Consider the following 23,754-nt stretch of genomic DNA (forward strand, 5'->3'; position numbering starts at 1 on the left):
CGACGGGGACACGAGCGTGCCTGCCCTCGCGGCCCCGAACGTCGGGGACCGGCTCCGTCCGTGGAGGAAAGGACTTCTACTGTAACCACCCCGCGTCGCCATGACAAGGGGAGGCGGCCGCAATCAGGCGACAAAACACCCGGCCAGCCGGGAATCGTTGTCGATCACCGCCCGCACCTCGCCCAGGCAGTCGCGAAGCGACAGGACCGTGAAGTAGTCGTCCTTGATCGACGGCGCACGGCGCACGGCCGCAAGCCACTCCTCCCGCGAGAACGGATCGGCCCGAACGGCCTCGAAAAAGCCCGTTTCCGTAAAAAGGCGCGACAAGGTCTCGGTCTGCTGGCCGCCCTGGAGGCGGCTGACGATATAGCTGGCCAGCCCCACCTGCAGGCCGTGGAGCCTCGGCCGGCGCGACCCCGCGTCCAAGGCGTGGGAGATGAGGTGCTCCGAGCCGCTGGCCGGGCGCGACGAACCGCAAATCTCCATGGCGATGCCGTTGAGCATAAGCGCCGTGCCGAGCAGTTCCATGCCCTTGGCGTCGAAACTGGGGTTGTCCAGGAACTGGTGGACCGTGGCGTCGGATAAAAGCGCCGCCAGGTCGTCCACGGGCTCGCCCCGATGGTGGAAGGCCAGCTTCCAGTCGAACACGGCCGTGAGCTTGGACGCCAGGTCGCCGACGCCGGACAGCCACAGGATGCGCGGCGCCGACAGGCACACCGAAACGTCGATGACCACGCCCAGGGGCAAGGCGGCGGCCAGGGACCGGCGCGCCCCGGCCATGGTCAGGCTCGATTGCGGGCTGCAAAAGCCGTCGTTGGACAGCGACGTCGGCGCGGCGTAATAGGGCAACCTGGCCAGGAAGGCCAGATACTTGGCCATGTCCAGGGCCTTGCCGCCACCCAGCCCGACCACGGCGGCGATCTTCTTGGGCAGGCCGGCAAAGGCCGTGGCCGCGTCCTCGAAACGGTTGTCCGCTACCGTGTCCCAGGCCGCGACGTCCACCTTTTCGGCCGCAAACCCCTCCCGGACGGCGGTTTCGATGGCCGGCGGCAAGCCCTGGCTGGCCAGGACCAGGACGCGGCCGCAGCCGGCCCGGCGCAGGTACACGCCCAGGCGCCCGGCGGCCCCGGGCTTGATGCGCACGAGGCTCGGCACGGCGATGGTCTTCATGACGCGCCTCCCGCCTCGAGCAGCATGGCCGCGATGTCCGACCAGGCGGCGAACGTCCGGAATGCCCGGCCGCGCTGGGTCAAGGCCCCGGCCAGGTCGCCCCGGGCGAAGCGGAGATGGTCGGCCACGAGCAGCGACGCCGGCAGGTCGGCCAAGCCGTCGCCGGCGAAGGCGACCTTGGGCGCCCGGGACAGGGCGTCCCGCACCACGGCCGCCTTGTCCACGCCCGTCTCCTCGCAGGTCAAGGGCGACGGCGGCGGCGCGTCCATGACCAGCGGCCCGCCCGGCAGGTAGACGCCCGGGTTGGCGTGGACCTCCAGGCGCACGCCGGCCCGGTCGAGGAGCCGGTCGATGTACCAGGCGCAACCGGCCGAGGCCACCACCACCTCCCAGCCGGCCGCCCGCAGCCGGGCCAGGGCGTCGGGAATCCCCGGGTCGAGGCCCATGGCCTCGGTGACGGCTATCGCATCGCTTTCCGGGGCGCGGATCTGGGAAAATATGGTACGCAGGGCCGTAAAATGGGTCATCTGGCCGTGCTCGTACTCTTTCCAGGGCTCCATGGCTTCCGGGGACATCAGGCGTTTGACCGCCAGGGAGAAAAAATCCTCGGCGGTCATGGTTCCATCGAAATCACTGACCAAAACGGCATCAGGCATGGCATGGCCTCCGGGTGAAACGTCGCGGCGCGCAAGGTACCCGCAGCGCCTCGTCTACCCAGGCATATGTCGAGCCCGGCCCGAACGCCAGCGACGATTGCGCACCGAAGAAGGCCCCGGCTTGACCCGTCCCGGCGCGGGGGTATTGTCGTCACGCAAAGCCCCGTCCGCCCGGAGACCGCCATGGAACAATGCGACCTGCCCCGCCGGCCCGGCCGCTTCGACGCCCTGCGTAGCGCCCTGCCCCACCTGTTGCCGTTTCTGTCCTGGTGGCCCCAGGTCAACCGCCGCACGCTGCGGGCCGACCTCTGGGCAGGGCTTACGGGCGCGGTCATCGTGCTGCCCCAAGGCGTGGCCTTTGCCGCCATCGCCGGCCTGCCGCCGGTCTACGGCCTGTACGCGGCCATGATCCCGGTTGTCGCGGCCGCGCTGTTCGGCTCGTCCCACCACCTCATCTCCGGCCCGACCACGGCCATATCCCTGGTGGTCTACGCCACGGTCAGCCAGTTGGCCGTCCCCGGCTCGCCGGAATACATCCGGCTGGTGCTGGCGCTCACGGTGCTGACCGGCCTGGCCCAGCTGGGCCTTGGACTGGCCAGGCTCGGCGGGCTGGTCAATTTCGTTTCCCACTCCGTGGTCACGGGATTTACGGCCGGTGCGGCCATCCTCATCCTGACCAGCCAGTTGGGGCACTTTTTCGGCGTCACCCTGCCGGGCGGCGGCGATTTCCTGGCCACCTGGCTGTCGTTTTTTGAACAGCTGCCGGCCGTGAACCCGCGCGTGGCGGCCATCGCCGCCGCGACCCTGGCCCTGGCCCTGCTTTTCCGGCGGCTGTCGCCACGGCTGCCGGCCCTGCTTTTGGCCCTGATCGGCGGGGGGATCGTCTGCCACTTCCTGGACGGCGCGGCCCACGCCGCCCGGCTGGTCGGGGCGCTGCCGGCCAGCCTGCCGCCCTTCTCCTTGCCGGACATCGACCTGGACACCTTCCGGGTGCTGTTTCCGGGTGCCCTGGCCGTGGCCATGCTGGGCCTGGCCGAGGCCGTGTCCATCGCCCGGGCCGTGGCCGTGCGCTCCCAGCAGCGCATCGACAACAGCCAGGAATTCATCGGCCAGGGCCTGGCCAACATCCTGGGCGGCTTTTTTTCCGGCTACGCCTCGTCGGGGTCGTTCACCCGCACCGGGGTCAATTTCGAGGCCGGGGCGAAAACGCCCCTGGCCGCGGTCTTTTCGGCCGTATTCCTGGCCATGGTGCTGCTGCTCATCGCCCCGGTGACGGCCTATCTGCCCATCGCGGCCATGGCCGGGGTGATCGTGCTGGTGGCGGCCAACCTCGTGAACCTGCGGGCCATCCGCCACATCGCCAGCACGGACAAGGCCGAGGCCGGCATCCTGGCCGCCACGTTTCTGGCCACGCTGTTCGTCGGCCTGGAATTCGCCCTCTACGCCGGGGTGATGCTATCGCTTTTGCTGTACCTGCGCCGCACCAGCCACCCGCACTTCATCACCCTGGCCCCGGATCCGGACTCGCCCCACCGGTCCCTGGTCAACGTGCGGCGCCGGCCCCTGCGCGAGTGCCCGCAGCTCAAGATCCTGCGCCTGGACGGCTCGATCTTCTTCGGCGCGGTCAACCACATCGCCGAGGAACTCCACCGCGTCGTCACGGCCAGCCCCGAGCAGTGCCACATCCTCATCATCGGCTCGGGCATCAATTTCATCGACGCCGGCGGCTGCCACATGCTCTTCCACGAGGCCGGGTCCATGCGGCTTTCCGGGCGGGAGATCTTTTTCTGCTCGCTCAAGGGGGAGGTGATGGAGCTTTTGACGCGCGGCGGCTGCCTGGCCCGCATCGGGGCGCAAAACGTCTTTCGCGACAAGGCTTCGGCCATCGCCGGCATCGTGTCGCGCCTCGACCCCGAGCGCTGCGCCTGCTGCCGGGAGCGGGTTTTTTCCGAGTGCGCGAAGCGCCCGGGCGGGGAGGCGGCGGTGTAAGGCCCCGCCCCGGCCAATCCCGCCTGCCCTTGGGCATGGGCCCCGCGCCACCGGGGTGCGGCCGGCCCGCGCCCCGCGCGCCTGTGGCCCTGGCGTTCCCTCAGGGGCGCGGGAAGGCTGGGCCGGACCCAGCCCGGCGCGCCTGCGGCCCGAGGCTTACGGCCGGCCCGTTACCCCGCCGCAGCCCGGGTCCTCGCCACCCGGCGGCTCGAGGGCCACGAGCAGGCCGCGCAGTTGCAGGCTGGCCAGGTTGCCCCCGGGATATTGGGCCGTTTTCCGGGCGCAGGTGAGCTCCACCCGCACGAGAAGCCGACGGAAGTCCCTGGGCGGCTCGAGCACGACCTTGCGGTAGACATGCCGGTCCGGCCCGAGGCTGGACAGGACTTCCTCCAGGGGGCCGTCGTCATAGCCGACCAGCAGGCGCAGGACGTTGCCCTCGCCGACATTGCCGTAGCGGCAGGCCAGGGAAACGCGGGGGCGCGGCTGGCCGGAGCGGTTGGCGACGCAAAATTCGATGCTCCCCTGGCGGTCGTTCCGGGCGGCCTGGACCGATTCGCCCCAGTAGGGGTTCACCACCAGGCCGGTTAACGCGTAACTGGCACCGAGGAAATCGGCCGCCCCGGCAAAGGTCCGTTCCCAGGGCACGGCCGTGGCCACCTGCACCGGGGTGCGCTGCACCACGGCCTTGAGGAAGGAGAGCCCCCCCACCGTGCCCACCTCGACCAGACCGGGGAATCGCCTGGCCAGGTCCTCCTTGGTTTGGGCCAGGTGGCCCATGGGGCCGAACCAGAGGAAATTGGTCATGACCTCGCTGTCGGTGGGGCGCACGTCCGTCGCCCGCAGGGGATTGCCCCGGCCCCGCCGGGCGACATGCCAGTCGAGGGCGTTAAAAAGCCCGTCTTCCGAGGCCATGACGGCCTCACCGGGCTTGATGAGGTCCGGGATGGCCGCGGCCGCGGTCTTGTAGCGAATCCAGGTCATGCCAAGCAGCGAACGCTCCTCGTAGAACTCCTTGGCATTGTTGACAATGACCGCCGAGAGCGCCACGGTCAGGCCCAGGCAGGCCGCCCGCGCGCCAACCGGCCCCAGCCGCCCCAGCAGCCAGGCCAGGCCGCAACCGGCCCCAAGCAGCAGGACCGGGAAAAAATTGAGGAAATAGCGCGGTTCCCCGGTCCAGCCCAGCCGCCCGGCCAGGACGATGGCCACGGGGACGAGGCACAGGGTCAGCCCGGCCAGGACGAGCCGGCCCCGGCCCCGGGCGGCGACAACGAAACCCAGGCCGCACAAGGCCAGGGTCGCCAGGGCCAGGGGGCCGGGGAAAAACCAGGCCAGCTTGAGGAGGCTCCCGCCGGCGTTGGCCAGGATTTCGCCAAGGGGCGCCGCGCCGACCCAATGGGGCAACCGGAACGTCAGGGCGAAAAACGGCAGGATGCTCAAAAAACACAGCGTATCCGCCGCGGCCAGCAGCAGGAACGGCCGCAGGGCGGGCCAGGACAGGATAAGCACGGCCAGCCCGACGGCCGGGGCCAGGACGACCATCATGTAATGCGTCCCGTACAACAGCAGCGTGGCCGCGAAAACGGCCAGCGCGTACCGGGCGGACCTGGTGGCGCGAAAGCGGACAAGGCCCCACAACAGGACGAGGTAGAGCAGCAGGTACAGGCTGTAGGGCCGCACGATGCGCGACAGCCAGATGGCGTAGGGGTTGACCGCCAGCAACCCGGCCGCGCAAAGCCCGGTCAGGGGGTCGAACAACGCCTCGCCCAGGCGGTAGAGGAAATACAGGCAAGCGATGCCCGGCAGGGCGGACAGCAGCCGCAAGGCGAAATCCGTTTGGCTCACGGCCGCGGCGGGCTTGATGAGCAGGTAAAAAAGCGGCGGGTGCACCTCGATGGTGCGCAGCCACTCGAGGATGGAGCCGACCGGAAACCGGGCGATCAGCGGCACCAGCGCCTCGTCCCACCACATGGACGGCGCATCCAGGCGGTACAGGCGCAGCCACGCCCCGATGCCAAGCACCACCAACAAAGGAACATGCTGCGTGAAGCCGATGCGACTGTTGCTACTCATCTGTGTCGTACTATCCCTGTCGTGCTCCAAGCCGGCCGCCCCGGGCGAAACCGCCCTGCCCGCGGACCTGATGGCCCTCGATCCCCCGGCCGTGCCCGCCACGGGGCTGCGGGCGGTGGAGCGGGCCGGCGGCATCGATTTCCGCTGGCTGACGGGGCCGGCGGCCAGCATGGACGTGCGCCTGCCCGGCCCGGCCCGGCTGCGCCTGGCCTTTCGCGTCTCCAATCCCCTGGCCGGCCAGGAGATCACCGTTTCGGTCAACGGGCACGAGCTGGCCCAGGTCGCGGCCCTCGCCGCCTCGCGCCGCCTGGCCGACTGGCAGGACTTCGCCTTCGATTTCGACGCGCCGGCCGGTTTGAGCCGGGTCACGCTGACCTTTTCGCGCTACAACCACCACACGCCGCAGGAGACCTTCGCCCCCGGCGACCAGGACCGCCTGGCCGTGCAGGTGTCGCGGCTGTGCCTGGGCCTGGCCGACAAATGACCGGCGTGGCCGGCTCTCCCGTATCAGGGAAGCGGCCGGCCTCCAAGGGGCGCGCCCCTCAGGGACCCGATTTCACGGCCGGCCCGCCCATGGCCGGCCCGGGGGAAGCGGACGGGACAGCCTGGGGCGTTTCCGAGGGCTGAGGCGAGCCGGGGCCAGGTGGCAAACCGGGGCCGGGTGGCGTGCCCGGGGAGTGAGCCGTGCCGGGGCTCGGTGGCAAACCGGGGCCGGGTGGCGTGCCCGAGGGGTGAGGCGTTCCCGGGGCGGGTGGCGCGCCGGGGCTCGGTGGCGAGCCGACGCCGGGGGATGTGCCGGGGCCGGGCGGCGGCCCGAGCGCGGTGGTGACGTGGGCGGCGAAATGGCGCCCCATGAGCAGGGCGATGAACACGGCCAGGTAGACCTGGCCGACCATGGCCTCGTAGGCGGCCAGCAGCCGGGCCACGTCCGACACCGGCACCACGTCCCCGAAGCCGGCCGTGCTGAGGGTGACGACGCTGAAGTAATACAGCGTGATGGAGGGGTGCGACCCCAGCGGCCCGTCCGGGCCGCGCATCGCCCCCGGCGTGGCGATGTTGACCAGGGCGAAAAGTTGGGCCCACAGGCCGGCCATGAACAGCAGCACGATGACGCCGGCCATGATGTTGTCGAACGGCATCCGGCGCTGGCGAAACAGCCAGATCAGCATGAAGAGGATGAGCAGGAAATCGAACAGGCTGTGCAGGCACAAGGCCAAAACGACCACGGGCTTGGTCTCGCTGTAGACGCTGCCCACGGTCGCGCCCAGGGCGAGCACGCCCACCCCGAGGATGCTCAGGGAAAAGACGTTGCGCTGGCTTAAAAGAAGAAACCCGGCCAGATACATGACCAGCAGGAGCATGGGGATGAAAAGCGTTGCCCGGCTCTGGGACAGGCCGGCCAGGAGCAGGTGCGCGACAATGATCAGGCTCAGGGCGATACTGTGGCGGTTGGCCACGATGGCGGCCACCACGGGCCGGTCGAGCGCCTTGGCCGAGGGCAGGAGAAGCAGGCGGTCCATACCCGGCCCGCCCTAGTGGCGCGTTGTCGCAGGGGAGTGGTGCGTGTCCACGGACAATGCCCGGGAAGGATTTTCTTTCATAAAAAATACACCGGTATTTTTTACGGGGCGCGACGCTAGAGGCGGCCGGCGGCCTTTTTCTGGCAGTCCGGGCAGATGCCGTAGAGGTAGAGCTTGTGGGCGGTCAGGCGGAAGCCGTGGCGGCGGGCCACCTCTTCCTGGAGGCGCTCGATGGACGGGTCCACCACTTCGACGTTGACCCCGCAGACCTCGCAAATGAGGTGATCGTGGTGGCTTTGGCCGTAGAGGATTTCGTAGCGCATGGCCCCGTCGCCGAATTCCACGGCCTTGGCCAGGCCGGAATCGGCCAGGAGCTTGAGGGTGCGGTAGACCGTGGCCTGGCCGATGCTGTCGCACTCCTGCTTGACCTTCTGGTAGAGCTCCTCGGAGGTGACATGCCCTTCCTCGGCCAGGAACACCTCAAGGATACGGCGCCGTTGCGGCGTCATCTTGAGTTTTTTGCGGGCGACGAAATCGGAGAAAATGGCGTTCGGATCTTTGGTCATGGGCGCATCCCGTCAAAAAGAGTGTTCCATAATACCCGGCCGGCCACACCGGGTCAATGCGGGCCGCCGCCGCGCCCGGTTGCTGCGGCCTTTCCCGCCGGTCAGGCCGCCGCCCGCCGGACGGCGGCCACCAGGGTGGGCACGTCGAGAATGAGCGACATGGTGCCGTCGCCGTTGATGGTGGCGCCGGAAATGCCGGCCACCGAGCCGATGTAGCTGCCCAGGCTCTTGATGACGGTCTGCTGCTGGCCCATGACCTGATCCACGGCGATGCCCGCCCGTTCGCCCTCGAAGCGCGTGACCACCACCTGTTCGATGGCCGGGGGGTCGCCGGCCAGGTCGAAGGCCTCGCGCAGCCGGATGTAGGGCACGATTTCCCCGCGCAGATGGATGGTGCGGCCCCGGCCCGAGGCCTGTTCGCCCTCGCGCGGCAGTTCCACGCACTCCTCCACCAGGGACAGGGGAATGATGTACTGGTCCTCGCCGGCCTTGATCTGCAGGCCGTCGATGATGGCCAGCGTCAGCGGCAGCTTGATGGTGATGCGCGAGCCCCTGCCCGGGGCGCTTTGGATGTCGATCTTGCCGCGCAGCGCGTCCATGCTGCGCTTGACCACGTCCATGCCCACACCCCGGCCCGAGACGTTGGTGATTTTTTCGGCTGTGGAAAAGCCGGGCAAAAAGACCAGGTTGTAGATCTCGCTTTCGGTGAGGCGCGCATCCGCGGGGATCAGCCCCTTTTCCTCGGCCTTGGCCCGGATGCGTTCCGGGTTCATGCCCCGGCCGTCGTCGATGATGGACAGCACCACCTCGCCGCCGGCGTGCTCGGCCGACAGGACGATGGTGCCGGCCTCGGGCTTGCCGGCGGCCAGGCGCTCGGCCGGCGGCTCGATGCCGTGGTCGATGCTGTTGCGCAGCAAATGCACGAGCGGGTCGTTGAGCTGCTCGATGACGGTCTTGTCGAGCTCGGTCTCGCCGCCCTCGGTCACGAGTTCAATGGACTTCTGCATCTCCGAGGACAGGTCGCGCACCAGCCGGCGGAAGCGGCTGAAGGTCGTGCCGATGGGCAGCATGCGGATGCCGAGCGTATTGTCGCGCAGTTCGTTGGACAGCCGTTCGATCTCCTCGGCCACGCTGGTCAGGGCCGGATGGGCCAGGCCCGAGGCCAGCTGGGTGAGCCGGGCCTGGGCGATGACCAGCTCGCCGACGAGGTTGACCAGGTCGTCGAGCTTGCCCGCGTCCACGCGCAGGCTCTGCATGGCTTCCTTCTTGGCGGCCGGGGGTTTCCTGGCTTCGCCCGGCCCCTCGGCCGGGGCCGCCGGGGCGGCGGACGGAACCGGGGCCGGGGCGGCGGCCCGGGGAACGGGCGGCGCCGGCGGGGCACCCGGGGGGGGCGGCGGGGGCGGGGCGACCGAGGCCGCAGCGGCGGGGGCGACCGCCGGGGCGGCCGGTGCCGCCGGTTGCCCAAGGGAGCCCTCCCAGGGCTCGATGACCACGTCGCCCGGATTTTCCAAAAAGAAAAAGACGTCGCGCAGGGCGTTGGCATCGGGCACGGCCTCGGTGTCGGCGGTCAGCACCGCCTCGAAGCGCAGCCGGCAATCCTGGGGAACCAGTTCGGCCAGGTCCGGCACGTCCGCGAGGTCGCAGCGCACGGCCAGCTCGCCCATGGCCCGCAGTTCGTCCCAAAGGGCCAAGGGGTCGGCCTTGGCCAGATGGCCGGGATCGGACGGGGCCAGGAGGATGCGCCAGGACCGGGTTTCGGCCGGGGCCGGGGCGGCCTGGGGGGCCTCGGCCGGGGCGGCCACGGCCGGAAGGTCGGCATTGCGCAGCAGGGCCTGGAGACGCTCCCGCAGGGCGGGGTCCTCGAGGGCGCCCTCGCCGCCGTCGGCCAGCATCACCGCGAACCGGTCCTTGGCGGCAAAGGCCGCGTCGAGCAGGTCCTTGCCCACGCGCCGCCAGCCCGTGCGCACCTGGTCGAACAGCGATTCCAGGTCGTGGGCCAGGCGCACCACCGCCGTGAGCCCGAACATGTCGCAAGCGCCCTTGAGCGTGTGCACGGCCCGGAAGATCCGGTCGACCACGTCCGTGTCCAGGGGGTTGCGCTCGAGCTCCAGCAGGGCGCCGTCCAGTTCGGCGAGGTTTTCCATGACCTCTTCCCGGAAAAGGGCGCGCATCTCATCGTTGACAACCATCGACAAACCTCCCGCCTAGGGCGCGAAAAAAAGTTCCGGCGCCAAGCCGACGGCGGCCAGGGACTCGGGGGTCAGTCCCGCCCGGGCGGCGATTTCGGTCAGGGCCGACGGCGGCCCGTCCTTGTGGGCCAGCCCCAGCCCGCGGGCGGCGTACGTCCGGCCGGCCGAGACCAGCACCTGGGCCAGGGCCAGATCGGCCGGGGCCGCCCGGCCGAGGTCCAGGGCCACGGCCGCGCCGTGGCCCAGGCCGGCCAGCAGCGCCTCGCGGGCGCCGGCGGCGTCCGGGCCGGCCGCGCCGGCCGGATCGGCCAGGCGCAGGCTGGCCGACCCGCCCTGCCGGCACAGCTGATACGCCCCAAAGGCCTCGACCGACGTGGCGGCCGTGGCGGGCGCGGCGGCGGCCTGGTCCGGGACGGCCGCGGCCGTGTCCGCGGCCGGGGCCTCGAGACCGGACAGGTCCACGGGGTGAATGCGCCCCGGGTCCAGGGCGAAGAGGTAGCCCACGATGTCGGGCTCCACGATGGAGGCAAAAAGCACGTAAAAGGGGATGCGGTTGACGGGCGGGGCGTCGAGGTCGCCCACGGCCGCCAGTTCCATGCGGCAATCGAGGATGAGCCCGCTCGATTCCATGGTGGTGATGACATCCAGCGGCGTCTTGCCCCTGGCCTGGACGTCGTGGATGAGGTCGTATTCCACAAGGTAGAGGTTCTTGCCGCCGGCAACCCCCTGGCGCACGCTGAGCGCGTCCTCGGTGAAGATGACCTCGCCGCCGGGCAGGGCGACGGGAAAGGCGGCGGCGGCCATGGCCCGCTGTTCCGGGGCGAGGTGTTCGGCCGTGAGCCCCGACAGGTCGGCGAGCATGCCGGCGATGTCCTCGCCGTCGCTGGCCGCGCCCATCTCCACCAGGGAGAGCAGGCGGTCGAAGCCGGCCAGCAGCTGGTTGATGACCCGGGTGTCGGGCACGACCTCCCGGCCACGCACCATGTGCAGCAGGTTTTCGAGCTTGTGGGCCAGGTCGCGGACATTGCCGAGGTTGAGGAAGCCGGCCCCGCCCTTGATGGAATGGGCGGCCCGGAAGACCTTGTTGACGAGTTCCTCGTCGATGTCCGCGCCGTCGCGCTCCATGTCCATGAGCGCCGATTCGATGTTGGCCAGATGCTCGCGGGTATCCTCCACGAACATGGTCATGATTTCGTCGTCCATCATATCCATGGGCTGCGACTCCCACCGGCCATCCCCGTTGGGGGGCCGGTTTCCAGGCCACGGCGCCCCGGGTTCGGGCCGGCCGCGGCAGGGGTGAAAAACGCCGACAGGGCTTGCACCGCCCCGGCCTCCTAGGCGGTCTGGACCTGGAAGTGCTTGTCCAGGCGCATGGTGCGTAGTAGCGCCGCCAGGTCGGCGTTGACGTGGCGCAGGGCCAGCCGGCCGCCTTTTTTGCCCAGGGTGTTGTGCACGGCGATCAAAAGGCCGATGCCCACGGAGTCGATGAGCTCCACCCGGGACAGGTCGATGACCAGCGGCCCGTCCGCGGCCTGGAGGATTTCCTTGATGCGTCCCCGGAGTTCGTCGGCAATCGAGGCCACGATGTCTCCGGCCGGGCACAGGACGGTCTGTCCGTCCTCGGTGCGAATGTCGTGCATGGGCGTGCTCCGTGTAGCGGCGACGGCGTCGCCGGCAGGGCTGGCCGGGCCGCGCAATCCGGCCACGGCCTTGGTCAGGGTCACCTGGTTGCCGGCGGCGTTGTAGCGCACGTCGTCGGCGTAAAGGGTCAGGATGGTCAGGCCCCGGCCGCTGGTGGCCTCGGGCGGGGCGAGGTTGGACAGCCCCGAGCGCCAATCGAAACCCGGCCCCTGGTCGGTGACGATCATGGTCACCCGGCCTGCGGCCGTGCGGACCTCGAGGCCGACCTCGAGCAGGGGGTCGCCGCGGTTGCCGTGGAGCACGGCGTTTAAAAGCGCCTCCCGCAGGAGCAGTTTCACGTCGAAGAGGCTGCCACTGGCGTTTTGGGCCTGGATGAAGCCCACGGCTTCGGCCACGGCCCGGTCGAGCAACGCCAAGGTCGCCGAGAAACGCAGGCCCAGGCCGCCGGGAAACGACTGGATTTCGAACATGGCCGTCACACCTCGATGCCCATGAGTACCATGTCGTCCTGAGGGGCCTCGCCGTCGGCGGCCATGGCCTCGGCCACGGCCGTGACAGCCGCCGCCAAAGGCAGCCCCGCCGCCCGCCGGCAATGGCCGACCAGGGCCGTCAAGCCCTTCTCGCGGCCCACGGCCCGGGGCCCGAACCGCTCGATGAGGCCGTCCGTGTACAGGAACAGGCGGTCACCCGGGGAAACGGGGAACTCCAGGCTGCCGAACTGCACCACCGGAAACACCCCGAGCACATCGCCCTCCGTGGCCAGCACCGAGGCCTCGCCGGCCGCGGAGACCAGGACCGGGGGCGGATGGCCGCCACTGACCAGGGTCAGGCGGCCGCGCCGGCGATTGACGCAGGCCAGGATCGCGGTCAGGTGCTTGCCGTCGCGCAGCAACGAGCCCAGCACGCGGTTGATGTTTTTGAGCGTCTCCACCGGCGTGAAAAGCGGGCCGATGTTCTGGCGCAACAGCGCCTTGAGCGACGAGGTCACGAAGGACGCCCCCAGGTCGTGGCCCGAGATGTCGGCCACCAGATAGCCCATGACCGTGTCGGACCAGGGGAAGACGTCGTAGAAATCGCCGCCGGCCTCGAGCACCGGCAGGTAGCGCACGGCGAAGCGGGCCTCGGGCAGGTCCTCGGGCGCGACGAGGATGGACTGCTGGGCGTCGCGGATCTGGGCCAGCTTGGCGGCCTGCTCGTCCAAAAGCGCCCGCATGCCCCGGCGCAGGCGGATGTGGATCTTGACCCGGGCGATGACCTCCTCCCGGGCGAAGGGCTTGGTCACGTAGTCCACGGCCCCCATGCGCAGGCCCTTGACCTTGTTGTCCACGTCGTCGAGGCCGGAAATGAAGATGATGGGGATGTCCGCCGTGGCCGGGTCGCGGGTGAGCTTGGCGCAGGTGTCGAAGCCCGTTTCCCCGGGCATCATGATGTCGAGGATGATGAGGTCGGGCTGCTCCCGGGCGGCGAGTTCCCGCCCCCCCGGCCCGGACTGGGCCTTGAGGGGCTCGAACCCGGCCTCCTTGAGCATCCAGGCCAGCGTCTCGACGTTGATCGCCTCGTCGTCGACGATGAGGATGCGGGGTGGGCCGGCCTGGCTCCCCATGACGGTGTGTTCCATGCCTCTTCCGGATCGCTTCGCGGCCGGGAAAACGGCGCGCCGTGGTTGGGGAAACGCGTTGCAATCAAGCCTGCCTGCCAGTATGACGTTTTCCGGGGCGCTTGACAACGCGGCCGGCCATGATTTTTCTTGGCGCGCCCTGCCTGGCCGGCCCGGGGCGAACATGGGACACGTGACGGAAAACATGTTGGATCTGCTTAAAAAACGCTACCAGGAACTCCTGGTCCTCGGCATTTGGTTCACGAGCCTGCTGCCCGGAGTCATCGTCTCCCTGCGCAAGGGCGATCCCTGGCACGCCACGGTGGTGGTCATTTTCATCCAGCTGCTGGCGTCGTTCGGCTCGATTACGCTCTTTGGCGTGATCACCCAGATCATCTGCTACAAGTACATCGAGTCGGTGGAGATCCACGACCGGATGATGGACGGCCTGTTCTTCGGCTTCCACGCCGGCATGGTCATCTGGATCTGCTACGGCTTCTACCACATTCTGTTCGGCCGCAAGATCATCGGCAACGTCAACGACCTGGTGGCCATCTTCGGTGTCAGCTGTATCGGCAGCTGCATCCTCGGCATCGCCATCGGCTTCCTGATCGGCAAGCTGCGCGACGGCAACGCCACCATCGTCTGAGCCGCCGCCAGCCCCAGGGAGAAAAACCATTTCCGCCAAGGTTCAAGGCAACACCGTCGGGCTCAAGCCCAGCCAAGTAAAGGCCCTGGAGCGCCTGGGCACCCGGCGCTACCCGCCCAAGGGGGCCATGACCCCGGACCAGGCCCGCGAACTGGCCGCCATCGCCTACGGCATCGGCCGCCAGGTCGGGCTGCTCATCGACCGCAAGGGCCGGCCGTCCCTGATCCTGGTCGGCACGCCCAAGGGCATCCTCATCCCCGAGCTGGAGCGCGCCCGCCTGGGCACCGGGCGGCTTCGGGGCCTGCGCCTGCTGCACACCCACCTGACGGCCGAGGGGCTGACCGAGGAAGACCTGACGGACATGCTGTTTTTGCGCCTGGACAGCGTGGCCGCCCTGACCGTGGACAACCAGGCCCAGCCCGTGACGCTCCATGCCGCCGTGCTGCTGCCGCCGGGGGCCGGCGACGCGCCCTACGACCTCCTGCCGCCCCGGCCCTTCGACAGGGTGGAGGAGGACTTCACCGCCCTGGCCGAGGCCCTGGAAGCCGAGCTGGCCCGGGAGGGCGGGACGCTGGCCGCGCCGGGCACGGCCGCATCCGGCCGGGAAAAGGCCGTGCTGGTGAGCGTTTCCAGCGCGCCCCGGGCCGTGCAGGAGGCCGCCCTGGCCGAGCTGGCCGCCCTGGCCGACACGGCCGGCCTGGACGTGGCCGCATCCGTGGTCCAGCGGGTGGCCACGGTCAATGCGAAATTCATCCTGGGCAAGGGCAAGCTGGCCGAAATCGAGGTGGCGGCGTTGCGGGCCGGGGCTTCGCTGCTGGTTTTCGACGGCGAGCTCTCGCCGTCGCAGATCCGCAACCTGACCGAGGTCACCCAGTTGCGGGTCATCGACCGCACCCAGCTCATCCTCGACATCTTCGCCCAGCACGCCGCTTCGCGCGGCGGCAAGCTGCAGGTGGAGATGGCGCAGCTCAAATACCTCCAGCCGCGCCTGGTGCGCCAGGACCGGGCCATGTCGCGCCTTATGGGCGGCATCGGCGGCCGGGGGCCGGGCGAAACCAAGCTCGAGGTGGACCGCCGGCGCATCCGCGAACGCATCGGCCGCATCAAGGACGAGCTCAAGGAACTGCGCAAGCGCCGGGCCGCCGCCCGGGCCGGCCGGGCCCGGGCCGGGCTGCCGGTGGTGTCGCTGGTCGGCTACACCAACGCCGGCAAATCCACGCTGTTAAACACCCTGACCGGCAGCGCCGTGCTGGCCGAGAACCGGCTGTTCGCCACCCTGGACCCGACCAGCCGCCGGCTGCGCTTCCCCAGCGACCGGGAGATCATCCTCACGGACACCGTGGGGTTCATCCGCGAACTGCCCAAGGAACTCAAGGAGGCCTTCCGGGCCACCCTGGAGGAGCTGGAGGCGGCCGACCTGCTGGTGGCCGTGGCCGACGCCTCCCACCCCGAGGTCGAGGGCCAGGCGGCGGCCGTGGCCGACATTTTGCGCGAGATGGGCCTGGGCGACATCCCCCGGCTGTTCGTGCTCAACAAGTGGGACGCCGTGCCCGAGACGGAACGCGGCCCCCTGCGCAACGCCTTCCCCGAGGCCATCCCCCTGTCGGCCCGCACCCGGGAAGGCCTGGACGCCCTGGCCGCGGCCATCCTCGACCGGGTGCGCCCGGGGCCGGGCGTGGTGGACCATGGCCCGGCCCTGGCCGGTGTCCCCGAGGAATCCGAGGTGCCCGAGGCACTCAAGGAGCCCGAGGAACCCGAGGCGGCCACGAAACCCGAGGCGGCCGAAACCGCCGGCGACGACGGCGACCCGGCTATGGCCCCGCCAAGCGGGCCTTGACGAACTCCTTGACATAGTTCCAGTATTCCGGCGCGTCCACGATGTTGTTGTGGCCGGTGCCGTCGATGACCCGCACCTCCTTGGGGCCGGTCCAGGCCGCGGCCAGGCGCTCGGCGTGGCGGGGCGGCACGTAGGTGTCGGCCCCGGCGACGAGGAACAGCGCCGGCGCCGTGACCCGGCCCGCGTCCGGCACCACGTCGAAGGGGGCTTTGAGCAGCAGGCGCACCGGCACGAACGGGTGGCTGTCCTGGCCCACCCCGGCCAGGGATTCGAAGGGGGTCACCAGGATGATGCCGGCCACGGGGCGCCGGGCCGCGACGTAGGCGGCCAGGGCCGTGCCGAGGCTGCGGCCCATGACCAGGATGCGCCCGCCGGGGCCGAGTTTCGCGGCCAGGGCGTCGTAGGCGGCCAGGGCGTCGGCCCGCAGCGCCGCTTCCGAGGCCTTGCCCCCGGACTGGCCGTAGCCCCGGTAATCCAGGCCGGCCACGCCGTAGGGCCGCAGTTCGTTGGGCGACCACAGGAAAAACCCGGTCTGTTCCTCGGCGTTGCCGCAAAAGTACAGCACCGCCGGCGCGGGCTTGCCGTCCAGGGTTCGGGGCAGGTAGTAGCCCCGAAGCGTCACGCCGTCGGCGGCGGTGACGGTGAAATCCTCCAGGTGCGGGTAGTAGCGGCGGATCTCCGCCTGCCGGGCCGGGTCCACGGCCCGCCCCGGGAAGACCATGGAGTCCTGGCCCAGGTAGAGCATGGCCAGGTAGCCGCAGTAGGCCAGGCCCAAGGCCAGGCCGAGGATGACGACAATTTTCATGAGGAGTGTTCTGTTCATGGTTGCGAGGCGGCTATGTCATCCGCTCCGGTGATGGTTGCGGCCGGGCGCGCCGTCTGGCGCGAGGCCCTGGCCCGGGTGGCGCCCATCGCCATGGGCTATGTCCCCGTGGGCATGGCCTACGGCGTACTGGCCGGCAAGGCCGGACTCGGCGCGCTCAACGTCCTGGCCATGTCGCTGCTGGTCTACGCCGGCTCGGCCCAGCTCGTGGCCGTGGGCTTTTTCGCGGCCGAGGCCTCGGCCGTGTCCATCGTGGCCACGACCTTTGTCGTCAACCTGCGCCATGTGCTGTTCTCGGCGGCCATGGCCCCGTTTCTTTCCGGCTGGCGCAAGGGGGAGCTGGCCGCCTTCGCCGCCGAGCTGACCGACGAGTCCTTCGCCCTGCACGCCGCCCGCTTCGGCAAGGGCGACCGCGACAAGGCCCTGACCCTGTCCATCAACGTCCTGGCCCAGGCCTCGTGGCTGGCGGGCACGGCCCTGGGGATCCTGGCCGGCGACGCCCTGGGCGACGGCCGGACCCTGGCCCTGGATTTCGCCCTGCCGGGGATGTTTCTGGCCCTTCTGGCCGGCCAACTCAAGTCCCGGTCCCAGGTCGCGGCGGCCGTGGCCGGGGCGGCCTTTTCGCTGCTGGCCAAAAGTGCCGGGGCCTCGGGCCTGGGCACCCTGGCCGCCGGGCTTGGCGGCGCCGCCTGCGGCATGGGAGTGGAAACATGGACGGCCCGGAAACGTTTCTGACCATCTGCGCCATGGCCGCGGTCACCTACGCCACGCGTTCGGGGCCGCTGCTGTTTCTGGCCGGCCGCAGCCTGCCCGAGGGGGCCAGGCGTTTTCTGGCCCACGTGCCGGCGGCGGTGCTGGCCGCCCTGGTGGCGCCGGCTTTGTTTTGCCCCGACGGGGCGTGGTCCCTGGGCCCGGGCAACCTCGTGTTGTGGGCCGGGCTGGCCGCTTTTGGCCTGGCCCTGCGCAGCCGGGGCTTTTTCGGCCCCGTGGCCCTGGGCATGGCCCTGGTCGCCGCCGGGCGCTGGCTGACCGGAGGCTAGGGCGGCGTCCGCGAAGCCACGGGCGGCGTTTTCGAAGACGCCCCCGCAGCATCCCTCTTTAGCTTGAAAAATCAGGCCATTCTCAGGGAATACGGCTCTCGGTCGTTTGGGGCGGGTACCATTGGCCAAAGACCGCCGCGACCTTCTCCCATTGGGCCCGCAGGGCCGCCCGGGTCCGGCCGGCCGCCGCCAGGTCGCCCGCGCGCAGGGCCTTGTCCAGTTCGCCGGCCAGGTCCCGACAGGAATAAGCGCCGAGCGTCGCCGCCGCCCCCTTGACCGTGTGGGCGGCGATGGCGGCCCTTGGCGTATCCCCGGCGTCCATGGCCGTCTCGGCCTCGGTCAGGCGACGGCCCGCCTCGGCAAAGCTCACCCGGGCCAGTTCCAGGTACTGTTCCCGGCTGATGCCCATGGCCTGCCTGGCCGCCTCCGGGTCGAACAGGCTGGCATCCGCGGCCGGCGCCGGCCGCGCCGCCCCGTCCGGGCCGGCCTCGGGTTCGGGCCGCCCGCCGGTCTGCTCCAGAATCCGTCGCAGCGTGGCGAAGTTGACCGGCTTGGCCACAAACCCGGTCATGCCGGCCTCCAGGCATTCCTGGCGCAGGTCCTCCAAGGCGTGGGCCGTGACCGCGATGATGGGCACGTGACGGTCCAGGACGGGGCTTTCGGCCTCCCCCCCGGCCCGGATGACCCGGGTGGCGGTCAGCCCGTCGATCTCGGGCATCTCGATGTCCATGAGCACTGCGTCGAAGCGTTCCCGGGACAGGATGTCGTAGGCTTCCCGGGCCGAGCCGGCCACGGTCAGTTCGTGGCCCATGCGCTCCATGTGCAACCGGGTCACGGCGGCATTGAGGGCGTTGTCCTCCACGAGCAGGATGCGCAGGCGGCGCGAAGGGGCTTCGGCCGAGGCGGCCGACACGTCGGGCTCCCCGCCGGCCGCCTGGGGCAGGCGCAGCAGGACCGTGAACACGCTGCCCTCGCCCGGGCGGCTTTGCACCGCGATGTGCCCGCCCATGCGGGCGACGATGCCCTTGACGATGGCCAGCCCCAGCCCCGTGCCGCCATAGCGCCGGGCGACATGCCCCGGCCCCTGCTCGAAGACCTCGAAAAGCCGGGCCTGGCGCTCCTCGTCCATGCCGATGCCGGTATCGCTGACCCGGATGGCCAGTTCCGCCTCGCCGTCCGGGCCGGCCAGCGGCTCGGCCAGGCCGACGGAGACGCGCACGCCCCCGACCTCGGTGAACTTGACGGCATTGGCCACCAGGTTGACCAGCACCTGGCGCAGTCGGCCGGCGTCCCCGCGCAGATGTTGCGGCACGGCCGGGTCGACCGTGGCGGCGAAGGCCAGGCCCTTGCCCTGGGCCTGGTGAGCGAAGACCGCAGCCACGCCGTCGAGCAGGCGGCGCAAGTCCACGTCGCCGCGTTCGAGGATGAGCTTGCCGGCCTCGATCTTGGAAAAATCGAGCACGTCGTTGAGCAGGCCCAGCAGGTGGGCGGCGGATTCCTGGATCGTGCGCAAATGGTCGCGCTGCCGGGGCGAGGCCGGCCCGGCCAGCAGTTCCTCGGTCAGCCCGAGGACCACGTTAAGCGGTGTGCGGATCTCGTGGCTCATGACGGCCAGGAAGGCGCCCTTGGCCTTGCTTGCGTCCTCGGCCCGGTCCCGGTCGCGCTCGGCACAGGCCTGGCGTCTGCGCTCCTCGGTGACGTCCACGTAGGAAAAGGCCCGGCCGATGGCCGCCCCGGCCTCGACGATGGGGGCGCTGCGGCGCTCCAGGAACCGGCCGTCGCGCAGCGCCAGCACGGCCACGTCCTGGCGCCACGGATCGTCCATGAGCGCGTCGTAGGCCGCCCGGACGGCCACGGCATCGGTCACCTTGGCCAGCACCATGTCCAGCCGCCGCTCCCGCTCCTCGCGGATCCAGTCCCCGGGCAGCTCCCACAGCTCGAGAAACCGGTTGTTGACGGCCAAGATATCCCTGGGCTGGGCGCTGGTTAGGCACAACACGCCCTCGGTCTTGGATTCGAGGATGGCCCGGTACAGGGCCAGGGAATGTTCCAGGCGGGCCTCGGCCGCCCGGCGGGCCTCGACCTCGGCCGTGAGGCGCTCGTTGGCCCGGGCCAGTTCCTCGGTGCGCTCCTCCACCCGGCGGGCGAGCAGCCGCCCGTTGTCCTCGATCTCGGCCCGGCTGCGGGCCAGGTCGTCGCTCGTCTCCTTGAGCCTGGCCGACATGGCGTTGAAGGCCATGGCCAGGCGGCCCAGGGCGTCACGGGAGGTGACCGGCAGGGCATGGCCGAGCCGGCCCGCCTCCACGGCCGCAAGCCCCTGGCGCAGGGTTTCCACCGGGGAAAGCACGAAGCGGTGGAGCATGACGTTGAGCGAGGCCGCCAGCAGCAGGTAGGCCCCGGCCACGGCCAGGCCGAAAACCAGCCATATCTGCTGGTTGAGAGCGCTTATGTCCCGCAGGGAGTAGCGCAGCCGCAGATAGCCGCGGATGCCGCCGTCATCGGAGACGGGTTCGACCAGGGAGGCGGAAAGCTTGCCGTCCTCCCCGGCGGACACGGTGAACACCCGCCGTTCGGGCATCCCCGGCTGGCTGTCCTCGCCGGCCAGGGGCGCGGCCCGGCCAGGGCCGGCCTGGGCCAGGAGCCGGCCGTCGGCCCCGAACAGGCTGGCCTCGGTCACGCCGTCCACCCGGACCAGGCGGTGGAGGGTGTCCTGGACCCGGGCCTGTTCCTGGGGCCTGTCCAGCAGCGGCCCCAGGGTATCGAGCCGGTGGGCGGCCAGGGCGCCGAGCAGGGCGCGGGTCCGGTTCTGGGCGGCGGCCTGGCGGCTGTCCATGTAAAAGGACAGGATGGCGCCAAAGGCCACAGCCGCGGCCAAAAAGGCCACCAAAATGGCGATATTGATTTTGACCCGCAGGGAGGTCGCGCGCATGGGCATGTCCACTACTTCGCCTCGCACGGGCGTGCAATGTCGCGCCCGCCTCGCGACGCGGCAGTCGCGGCCAGGCCGTTTCAGTTTTTTGCATTGTTAAAAAAAAGGGCGCCGCTGTCAAAAGCGACCTGCCGGAAGGCTCAGGGCGACAGGACCCGGTTGGCCCCGTAGTAGGAGGCCCGCCAGTAGGGGGCGAAAAGGCTCTCCTCCCGCACCCGGCCGCCGGGGGACGGGCTGTGGATGAAGCCGCCCCGGCCGTCGAAAATGCCCACGTGCAGGTCGCCGGATTTGGGCGAGGGCATGAAAAAGACCAGGTCGCCGGGGCGCAGGTCGGCCTTGGCCACGGGCCGGCCCGACCGCACCTGGTCGTCGGTGCGCCGGGGCAGGCGTATGCCGTGGCGGGCGTAGACCCACTGCACGAAGCCCGAGCAGTCGAAGCCCGTGCGCGGCGACTCGCCGGCCGTGTGGTAGGGCACGCCGATCAGCGCCCGGGCCGTCTCCACCACCGTGCCCTTGCCCGGAGGCGGCAGGTCGGGTTCCCGCCAGCCGCCGGTCAGGGCGCAGCCGCCAAGGGCCAGGCCGAGTCCGGCCAAGAGAATGCAGCGTATGATCGCCCGCATGGGCCACACCTCCCGTGCGGTCCCTGCAACCGGCATGCCCGCCGGACAGCCGCGGCCGGCAACAAACGCGGGCTGTCCCCGACCCCCGGCCGAAAGGCGGGCCGCCGCCCTGGCGGCCCGCCCCGATTCGGTCAAGCGCGGGCCAAAACGAAGACTGTTTTTTCATTTTCGGGAATACCCGTCGAACATTTCGCCCACCCCGGCCGGCGGCTGCCTCGGACGCCAGGCCGCGGCACCCGTTCCCGAATGGTAACAAATTCACCAAGTTCCACGCCCCGTCCCCGGCCTTCCCACCGCCGGCCTAGGCCCCGGCGACGCCCATGCCGCCGGCAATTTCCCCTTTGTTTTTTCTCTGTTTTTTTGTATGAACCCTGGTTCATGGCGCACCTGTGTCTCTCCGATGTCAGCGTCCACTTCGGGGGCCTGCAAGCCCTCACGGAAGTGTCCTTCGATCTGCGCCCGGGCGAGATCTTAAGCCTCATTGGGCCCAACGGCGCGGGCAAGACCACGGTCTTCAACGTCATCACCGGCGTCTACAAGATTTCCGGCGGCCAGGTGACCTACGACGGCGCCCCCATCTCGGGGTTGCGCCCCCACCACATCCTGGCCAGGGGCATCGCCCGGACCTTCCAGAACATCCGGCTGTTCACGGCCATGACGGCGCTGGAAAACGTCATGGTGGCGCGGCATTGCCGCACCCGGGCCGGCGTTCTGGGCTCGGTGCTGCGCTTGCCCGGCCAGCGCCGCGAGGAACGGGCCGTGCGCGAACGGGCCATGGAAGCCCTGCGTTTCGCCGGGCTGGCCGGACAGGCCGACACCGTGGCCAAGAACCTGCCCTACGGCCTGCAACGCCGCCTGGAGATCGCCCGGGCCCTGGGCTCGGACCCGAAAACCATCCTCCTCGACGAACCGGCCGCCGGGCTCAACCCGTCCGAAAGCCGCGAACTCATGGAAACCATCGCCCGCATCGCCGCCACGGGCATAAACGTGCTTCTGGTCGAACACGACATGAGCGTGGTCATGAACGTCAGCCACCGGGTGGTGGTGCTCGACCACGGGGTCTGCATCTGCCAGGGCTCGCCGGACGAGGTCCGGGCCAATCCGCAGGTCATCGAGGCCTACCTCGGCTCGGAAATCGAGGCCTAGGGCGCGGTTGCGGCCGGGCTTGCCGGCGCGGCGTTTTTCCGGGGGCCTTCCCCGTCCCGCAACGAGGGCGCAGGCCCGATCCGTTGCCGCGAATACGCCCGCACGGCCGCCTGGTGGCGGCGAGGGGGGCGAGACCAAATAAGGAGGTTTGCGGAACATGAAGACGAGAAGCATCATCCTTTTGGCCCTGGCCCTTTGCCTCTTGGCCGGGACGGCCACGGCGGCGACGCTCAAAATCGGCAGCCTGAGCCCGCTGACCGGCTCCTACGCCGCCGACGGCAACGACATCGCCAACGGCACCCGGGCGGCCATCGCCGCCATCGAGAAGGAAGGCGGCATCCCCGGCTTCGACAAGATCGAGCTGTTCGCCGAGGACAGCGCCTGCGACCCGCGCCAGGCCGTGGCCGCCGCCAACAAGCTGGTCAACGAGAAGGTCGTCGGCGTCATCGGCGCCTACTGCTCCTCGGCCACCATCCCGGCCTCCGAGGCCCTGGCCGAGGCCGACATCCCCATGCTGACCCCGGCCTCCACCTCGGAGAAGGTCACCGAGCGCGGCCTGGCCTACATGTTCCGCGTCTGCGGCCGTGACGACGACCAGTCCATCGCCGCCATGAAGTTCATCAAGGACGTCCTCAAGGGCAAGACCATCTTCATCGTCGACGACAAGACCACCTATTCCCAGGGCCTGGCCGACAACGTCGAGAAGCTGGCCAAGGCCGAAGGCATCAAGGTCATCGAGCACGACCACGTCAACCAGGGCGACAAGGACTTCTCGGCTGTCCTGACCAAGATCAAGGAAGCCAACCCCGACGTCTTCTACATGAGCCTGCAAAACTCCGCCTCCGGGGCGCTCATGCTCATCCAGGCCAAGCGCGCCGGCATCAAGGCCGCCATCATCGGCCAGGACGCCGTCTACCATCCCCAGCTGATGGAAATCGCCAAGGACGCCGCCGAGGGCGCCTACCTGACCTTCGGCTACATCGACGAAACCACCCCGGCCTACAAGAAGTTCATGGCCGCCTACGAGAAGTTCGGCAAGCCCGGCGCCTATTCGGCCTACGCCTACGACGCCGCCTACTCGCTGCTCTCCGCCATCAAGGCCGCCAAGTCCACCGACCCGAAAAAGATCAAGGAAGAGCTGCTCAAGATGGACATGGACGGCGCCTCCAAGAAGATCAAGTTCGCCAAGAACGGCGAATCCGGCTCCAACTACATCATCCGTGTAGTCAAGGACGGCAAGTTCGCCAACTTCTGGGACCCGCAGACGGGCAAAAAGTACTAACGGCATGGAACCCGGGGGGAAGGCCGCGCG

At 69.9% G+C, this 23,754-nt stretch carries 20 protein-coding genes; 8 read left to right on the plus strand and 12 right to left on the minus strand.

Features of this window, described 5'->3' with window-relative positions; all coding sequences use genetic code 11:
• Window positions 1–123: 123 nt before the first annotated feature.
• Both ACP59X_RS23200 and ACP59X_RS23205 read right to left on the minus strand, forming a co-directional pair.
• Window positions 124–1,170, minus strand: coding sequence for an iron-containing alcohol dehydrogenase family protein (locus ACP59X_RS23200; protein WP_428563126.1), 1,047 nt, complete (start codon window positions 1,168–1,170; stop codon window positions 124–126).
• Window positions 1,167–1,826, minus strand: coding sequence for an HAD-IB family phosphatase (locus ACP59X_RS23205; protein WP_428563128.1), 660 nt, complete (start codon window positions 1,824–1,826; stop codon window positions 1,167–1,169). The genes ACP59X_RS23200 and ACP59X_RS23205 overlap by 4 nt, the downstream gene beginning before the upstream one ends.
• Window positions 1,827–2,009: 183 nt before the next feature.
• Here ACP59X_RS23205 and ACP59X_RS23210 point away from each other — a divergent pair, with 183 nt between their 5' ends.
• The gene (locus ACP59X_RS23210) at window positions 2,010–3,815 is read left to right on the plus strand and encodes a SulP family inorganic anion transporter (protein WP_428563130.1); all 1,806 of its coding nucleotides are present in this window, start codon (window positions 2,010–2,012) and stop codon (window positions 3,813–3,815) included.
• 156 nt (window positions 3,816–3,971) lie between these two features.
• On the opposite strand, the gene ACP59X_RS23215 is transcribed toward ACP59X_RS23210, so the two are convergent.
• On the minus strand, window positions 3,972–5,885 hold the full coding sequence (locus ACP59X_RS23215) for a glycosyltransferase family 39 protein (protein ID WP_428563132.1): 1,914 nt from the start codon (window positions 5,883–5,885) through the stop codon (window positions 3,972–3,974).
• Between ACP59X_RS23215 and ACP59X_RS23220 the strand changes: the two genes are divergently transcribed.
• A complete protein-coding gene (locus tag ACP59X_RS23220; protein ID WP_428563134.1) occupies window positions 5,857–6,369 on the plus strand; it encodes a hypothetical protein in 513 nt (170 codons plus the stop codon). The two genes, ACP59X_RS23215 and ACP59X_RS23220, sit on opposite strands and share 29 nt — an antisense overlap.
• Window positions 6,370–6,427: 58 nt before the next feature.
• On the opposite strand, the gene ACP59X_RS23225 is transcribed toward ACP59X_RS23220, so the two are convergent.
• The 6 genes from ACP59X_RS23225 to ACP59X_RS23250 all read right to left on the minus strand — a co-directional run bounded on the left by ACP59X_RS23225 (window position 6,428) and on the right by ACP59X_RS23250 (window position 13,419).
• Window positions 6,428–7,405: an ion channel gene (locus tag ACP59X_RS23225; RefSeq protein WP_428563136.1), complete on the minus strand. Its 978-nt coding sequence runs from the start codon at window positions 7,403–7,405 to the stop codon at window positions 6,428–6,430.
• Window positions 7,406–7,521: 116 nt separating this feature from the next.
• On the minus strand, window positions 7,522–7,971 hold the full coding sequence (locus ACP59X_RS23230; protein ID WP_428563138.1) for a Fur family transcriptional regulator: 450 nt from the start codon (window positions 7,969–7,971) through the stop codon (window positions 7,522–7,524).
• Between the two features lie 101 nt (window positions 7,972–8,072).
• Window positions 8,073–10,160 (minus strand): chemotaxis protein CheA, encoded by a 2,088-nt coding sequence (locus ACP59X_RS23235; RefSeq protein WP_428563140.1) that lies wholly within the window; start codon window positions 10,158–10,160, stop codon window positions 8,073–8,075.
• A gap of 15 nt (window positions 10,161–10,175) precedes the next feature.
• Window positions 10,176–11,372, minus strand: a complete 1,197-nt coding sequence (locus tag ACP59X_RS23240) for an STAS domain-containing protein (protein WP_428563142.1) — start codon at window positions 11,370–11,372, stop codon at window positions 10,176–10,178.
• Between the two features lie 122 nt (window positions 11,373–11,494).
• Complete coding sequence (locus tag ACP59X_RS23245; RefSeq protein ID WP_428563144.1) at window positions 11,495–12,271, minus strand: ATP-binding protein; 777 nt, start codon at window positions 12,269–12,271, stop codon at window positions 11,495–11,497.
• A gap of 5 nt (window positions 12,272–12,276) precedes the next feature.
• The gene (locus ACP59X_RS23250) at window positions 12,277–13,419 is read right to left on the minus strand and encodes a PP2C family protein-serine/threonine phosphatase (protein ID WP_428563146.1); all 1,143 of its coding nucleotides are present in this window, start codon (window positions 13,417–13,419) and stop codon (window positions 12,277–12,279) included.
• Window positions 13,420–13,603: 184 nt separating this feature from the next.
• Here ACP59X_RS23250 and ACP59X_RS23255 point away from each other — a divergent pair, with 184 nt between their 5' ends.
• Together ACP59X_RS23255 and hflX are read left to right on the plus strand one after the other, a co-directional pair.
• The gene (locus ACP59X_RS23255; RefSeq protein ID WP_428563148.1) at window positions 13,604–14,047 is read left to right on the plus strand and encodes a hypothetical protein; all 444 of its coding nucleotides are present in this window, start codon (window positions 13,604–13,606) and stop codon (window positions 14,045–14,047) included.
• 127 nt (window positions 14,048–14,174) lie between these two features.
• Complete coding sequence (gene hflX / locus ACP59X_RS23260) at window positions 14,175–15,884, plus strand: GTPase HflX (RefSeq protein WP_428563150.1); 1,710 nt, start codon at window positions 14,175–14,177, stop codon at window positions 15,882–15,884.
• Here hflX and ACP59X_RS23265 read toward each other — a convergent pair.
• A complete protein-coding gene (locus tag ACP59X_RS23265; protein WP_428563152.1) occupies window positions 15,859–16,689 on the minus strand; it encodes an alpha/beta hydrolase in 831 nt (276 codons plus the stop codon). The genes hflX and ACP59X_RS23265 overlap by 26 nt on opposite strands.
• Window positions 16,690–16,722: 33 nt before the next feature.
• On the opposite strand from ACP59X_RS23265, the gene ACP59X_RS23270 reads away from it, so the two are divergent.
• Together ACP59X_RS23270 and ACP59X_RS23275 are read left to right on the plus strand one after the other, a co-directional pair.
• Complete coding sequence (locus ACP59X_RS23270) at window positions 16,723–17,442, plus strand: AzlC family ABC transporter permease (protein ID WP_428563154.1); 720 nt, start codon at window positions 16,723–16,725, stop codon at window positions 17,440–17,442.
• A complete protein-coding gene (locus ACP59X_RS23275; protein ID WP_428563156.1) occupies window positions 17,418–17,747 on the plus strand; it encodes an AzlD domain-containing protein in 330 nt (109 codons plus the stop codon). Before ACP59X_RS23270 ends, ACP59X_RS23275 begins: the two co-directional genes overlap by 25 nt.
• A gap of 82 nt (window positions 17,748–17,829) precedes the next feature.
• Here ACP59X_RS23275 and ACP59X_RS23280 read toward each other — a convergent pair whose 3' ends face one another.
• Both ACP59X_RS23280 and ACP59X_RS23285 read right to left on the minus strand, forming a co-directional pair.
• Window positions 17,830–20,682, minus strand: coding sequence for an ATP-binding protein (locus ACP59X_RS23280; RefSeq protein ID WP_428563158.1), 2,853 nt, complete (start codon window positions 20,680–20,682; stop codon window positions 17,830–17,832).
• Window positions 20,683–20,816: 134 nt separating this feature from the next.
• Window positions 20,817–21,296 (minus strand): C40 family peptidase, encoded by a 480-nt coding sequence (locus tag ACP59X_RS23285; protein ID WP_428563160.1) that lies wholly within the window; start codon window positions 21,294–21,296, stop codon window positions 20,817–20,819.
• A gap of 378 nt (window positions 21,297–21,674) precedes the next feature.
• Here ACP59X_RS23285 and ACP59X_RS23290 point away from each other — a divergent pair, with 378 nt between their 5' ends.
• Together ACP59X_RS23290 and ACP59X_RS23295 are read left to right on the plus strand one after the other, a co-directional pair.
• On the plus strand, window positions 21,675–22,442 hold the full coding sequence (locus ACP59X_RS23290; RefSeq protein ID WP_428563162.1) for an ABC transporter ATP-binding protein: 768 nt from the start codon (window positions 21,675–21,677) through the stop codon (window positions 22,440–22,442).
• A gap of 157 nt (window positions 22,443–22,599) precedes the next feature.
• The gene (locus ACP59X_RS23295) at window positions 22,600–23,724 is read left to right on the plus strand and encodes a branched-chain amino acid ABC transporter substrate-binding protein (RefSeq protein WP_428563164.1); all 1,125 of its coding nucleotides are present in this window, start codon (window positions 22,600–22,602) and stop codon (window positions 23,722–23,724) included.
• Window positions 23,725–23,754: the final 30 nt, after the last annotated feature.

It is taken from the genome of Solidesulfovibrio sp. DCME, from assembly GCF_049995385.1.
GTDB lineage: Bacteria > Desulfobacterota > Desulfovibrionia > Desulfovibrionales > Desulfovibrionaceae > Solidesulfovibrio.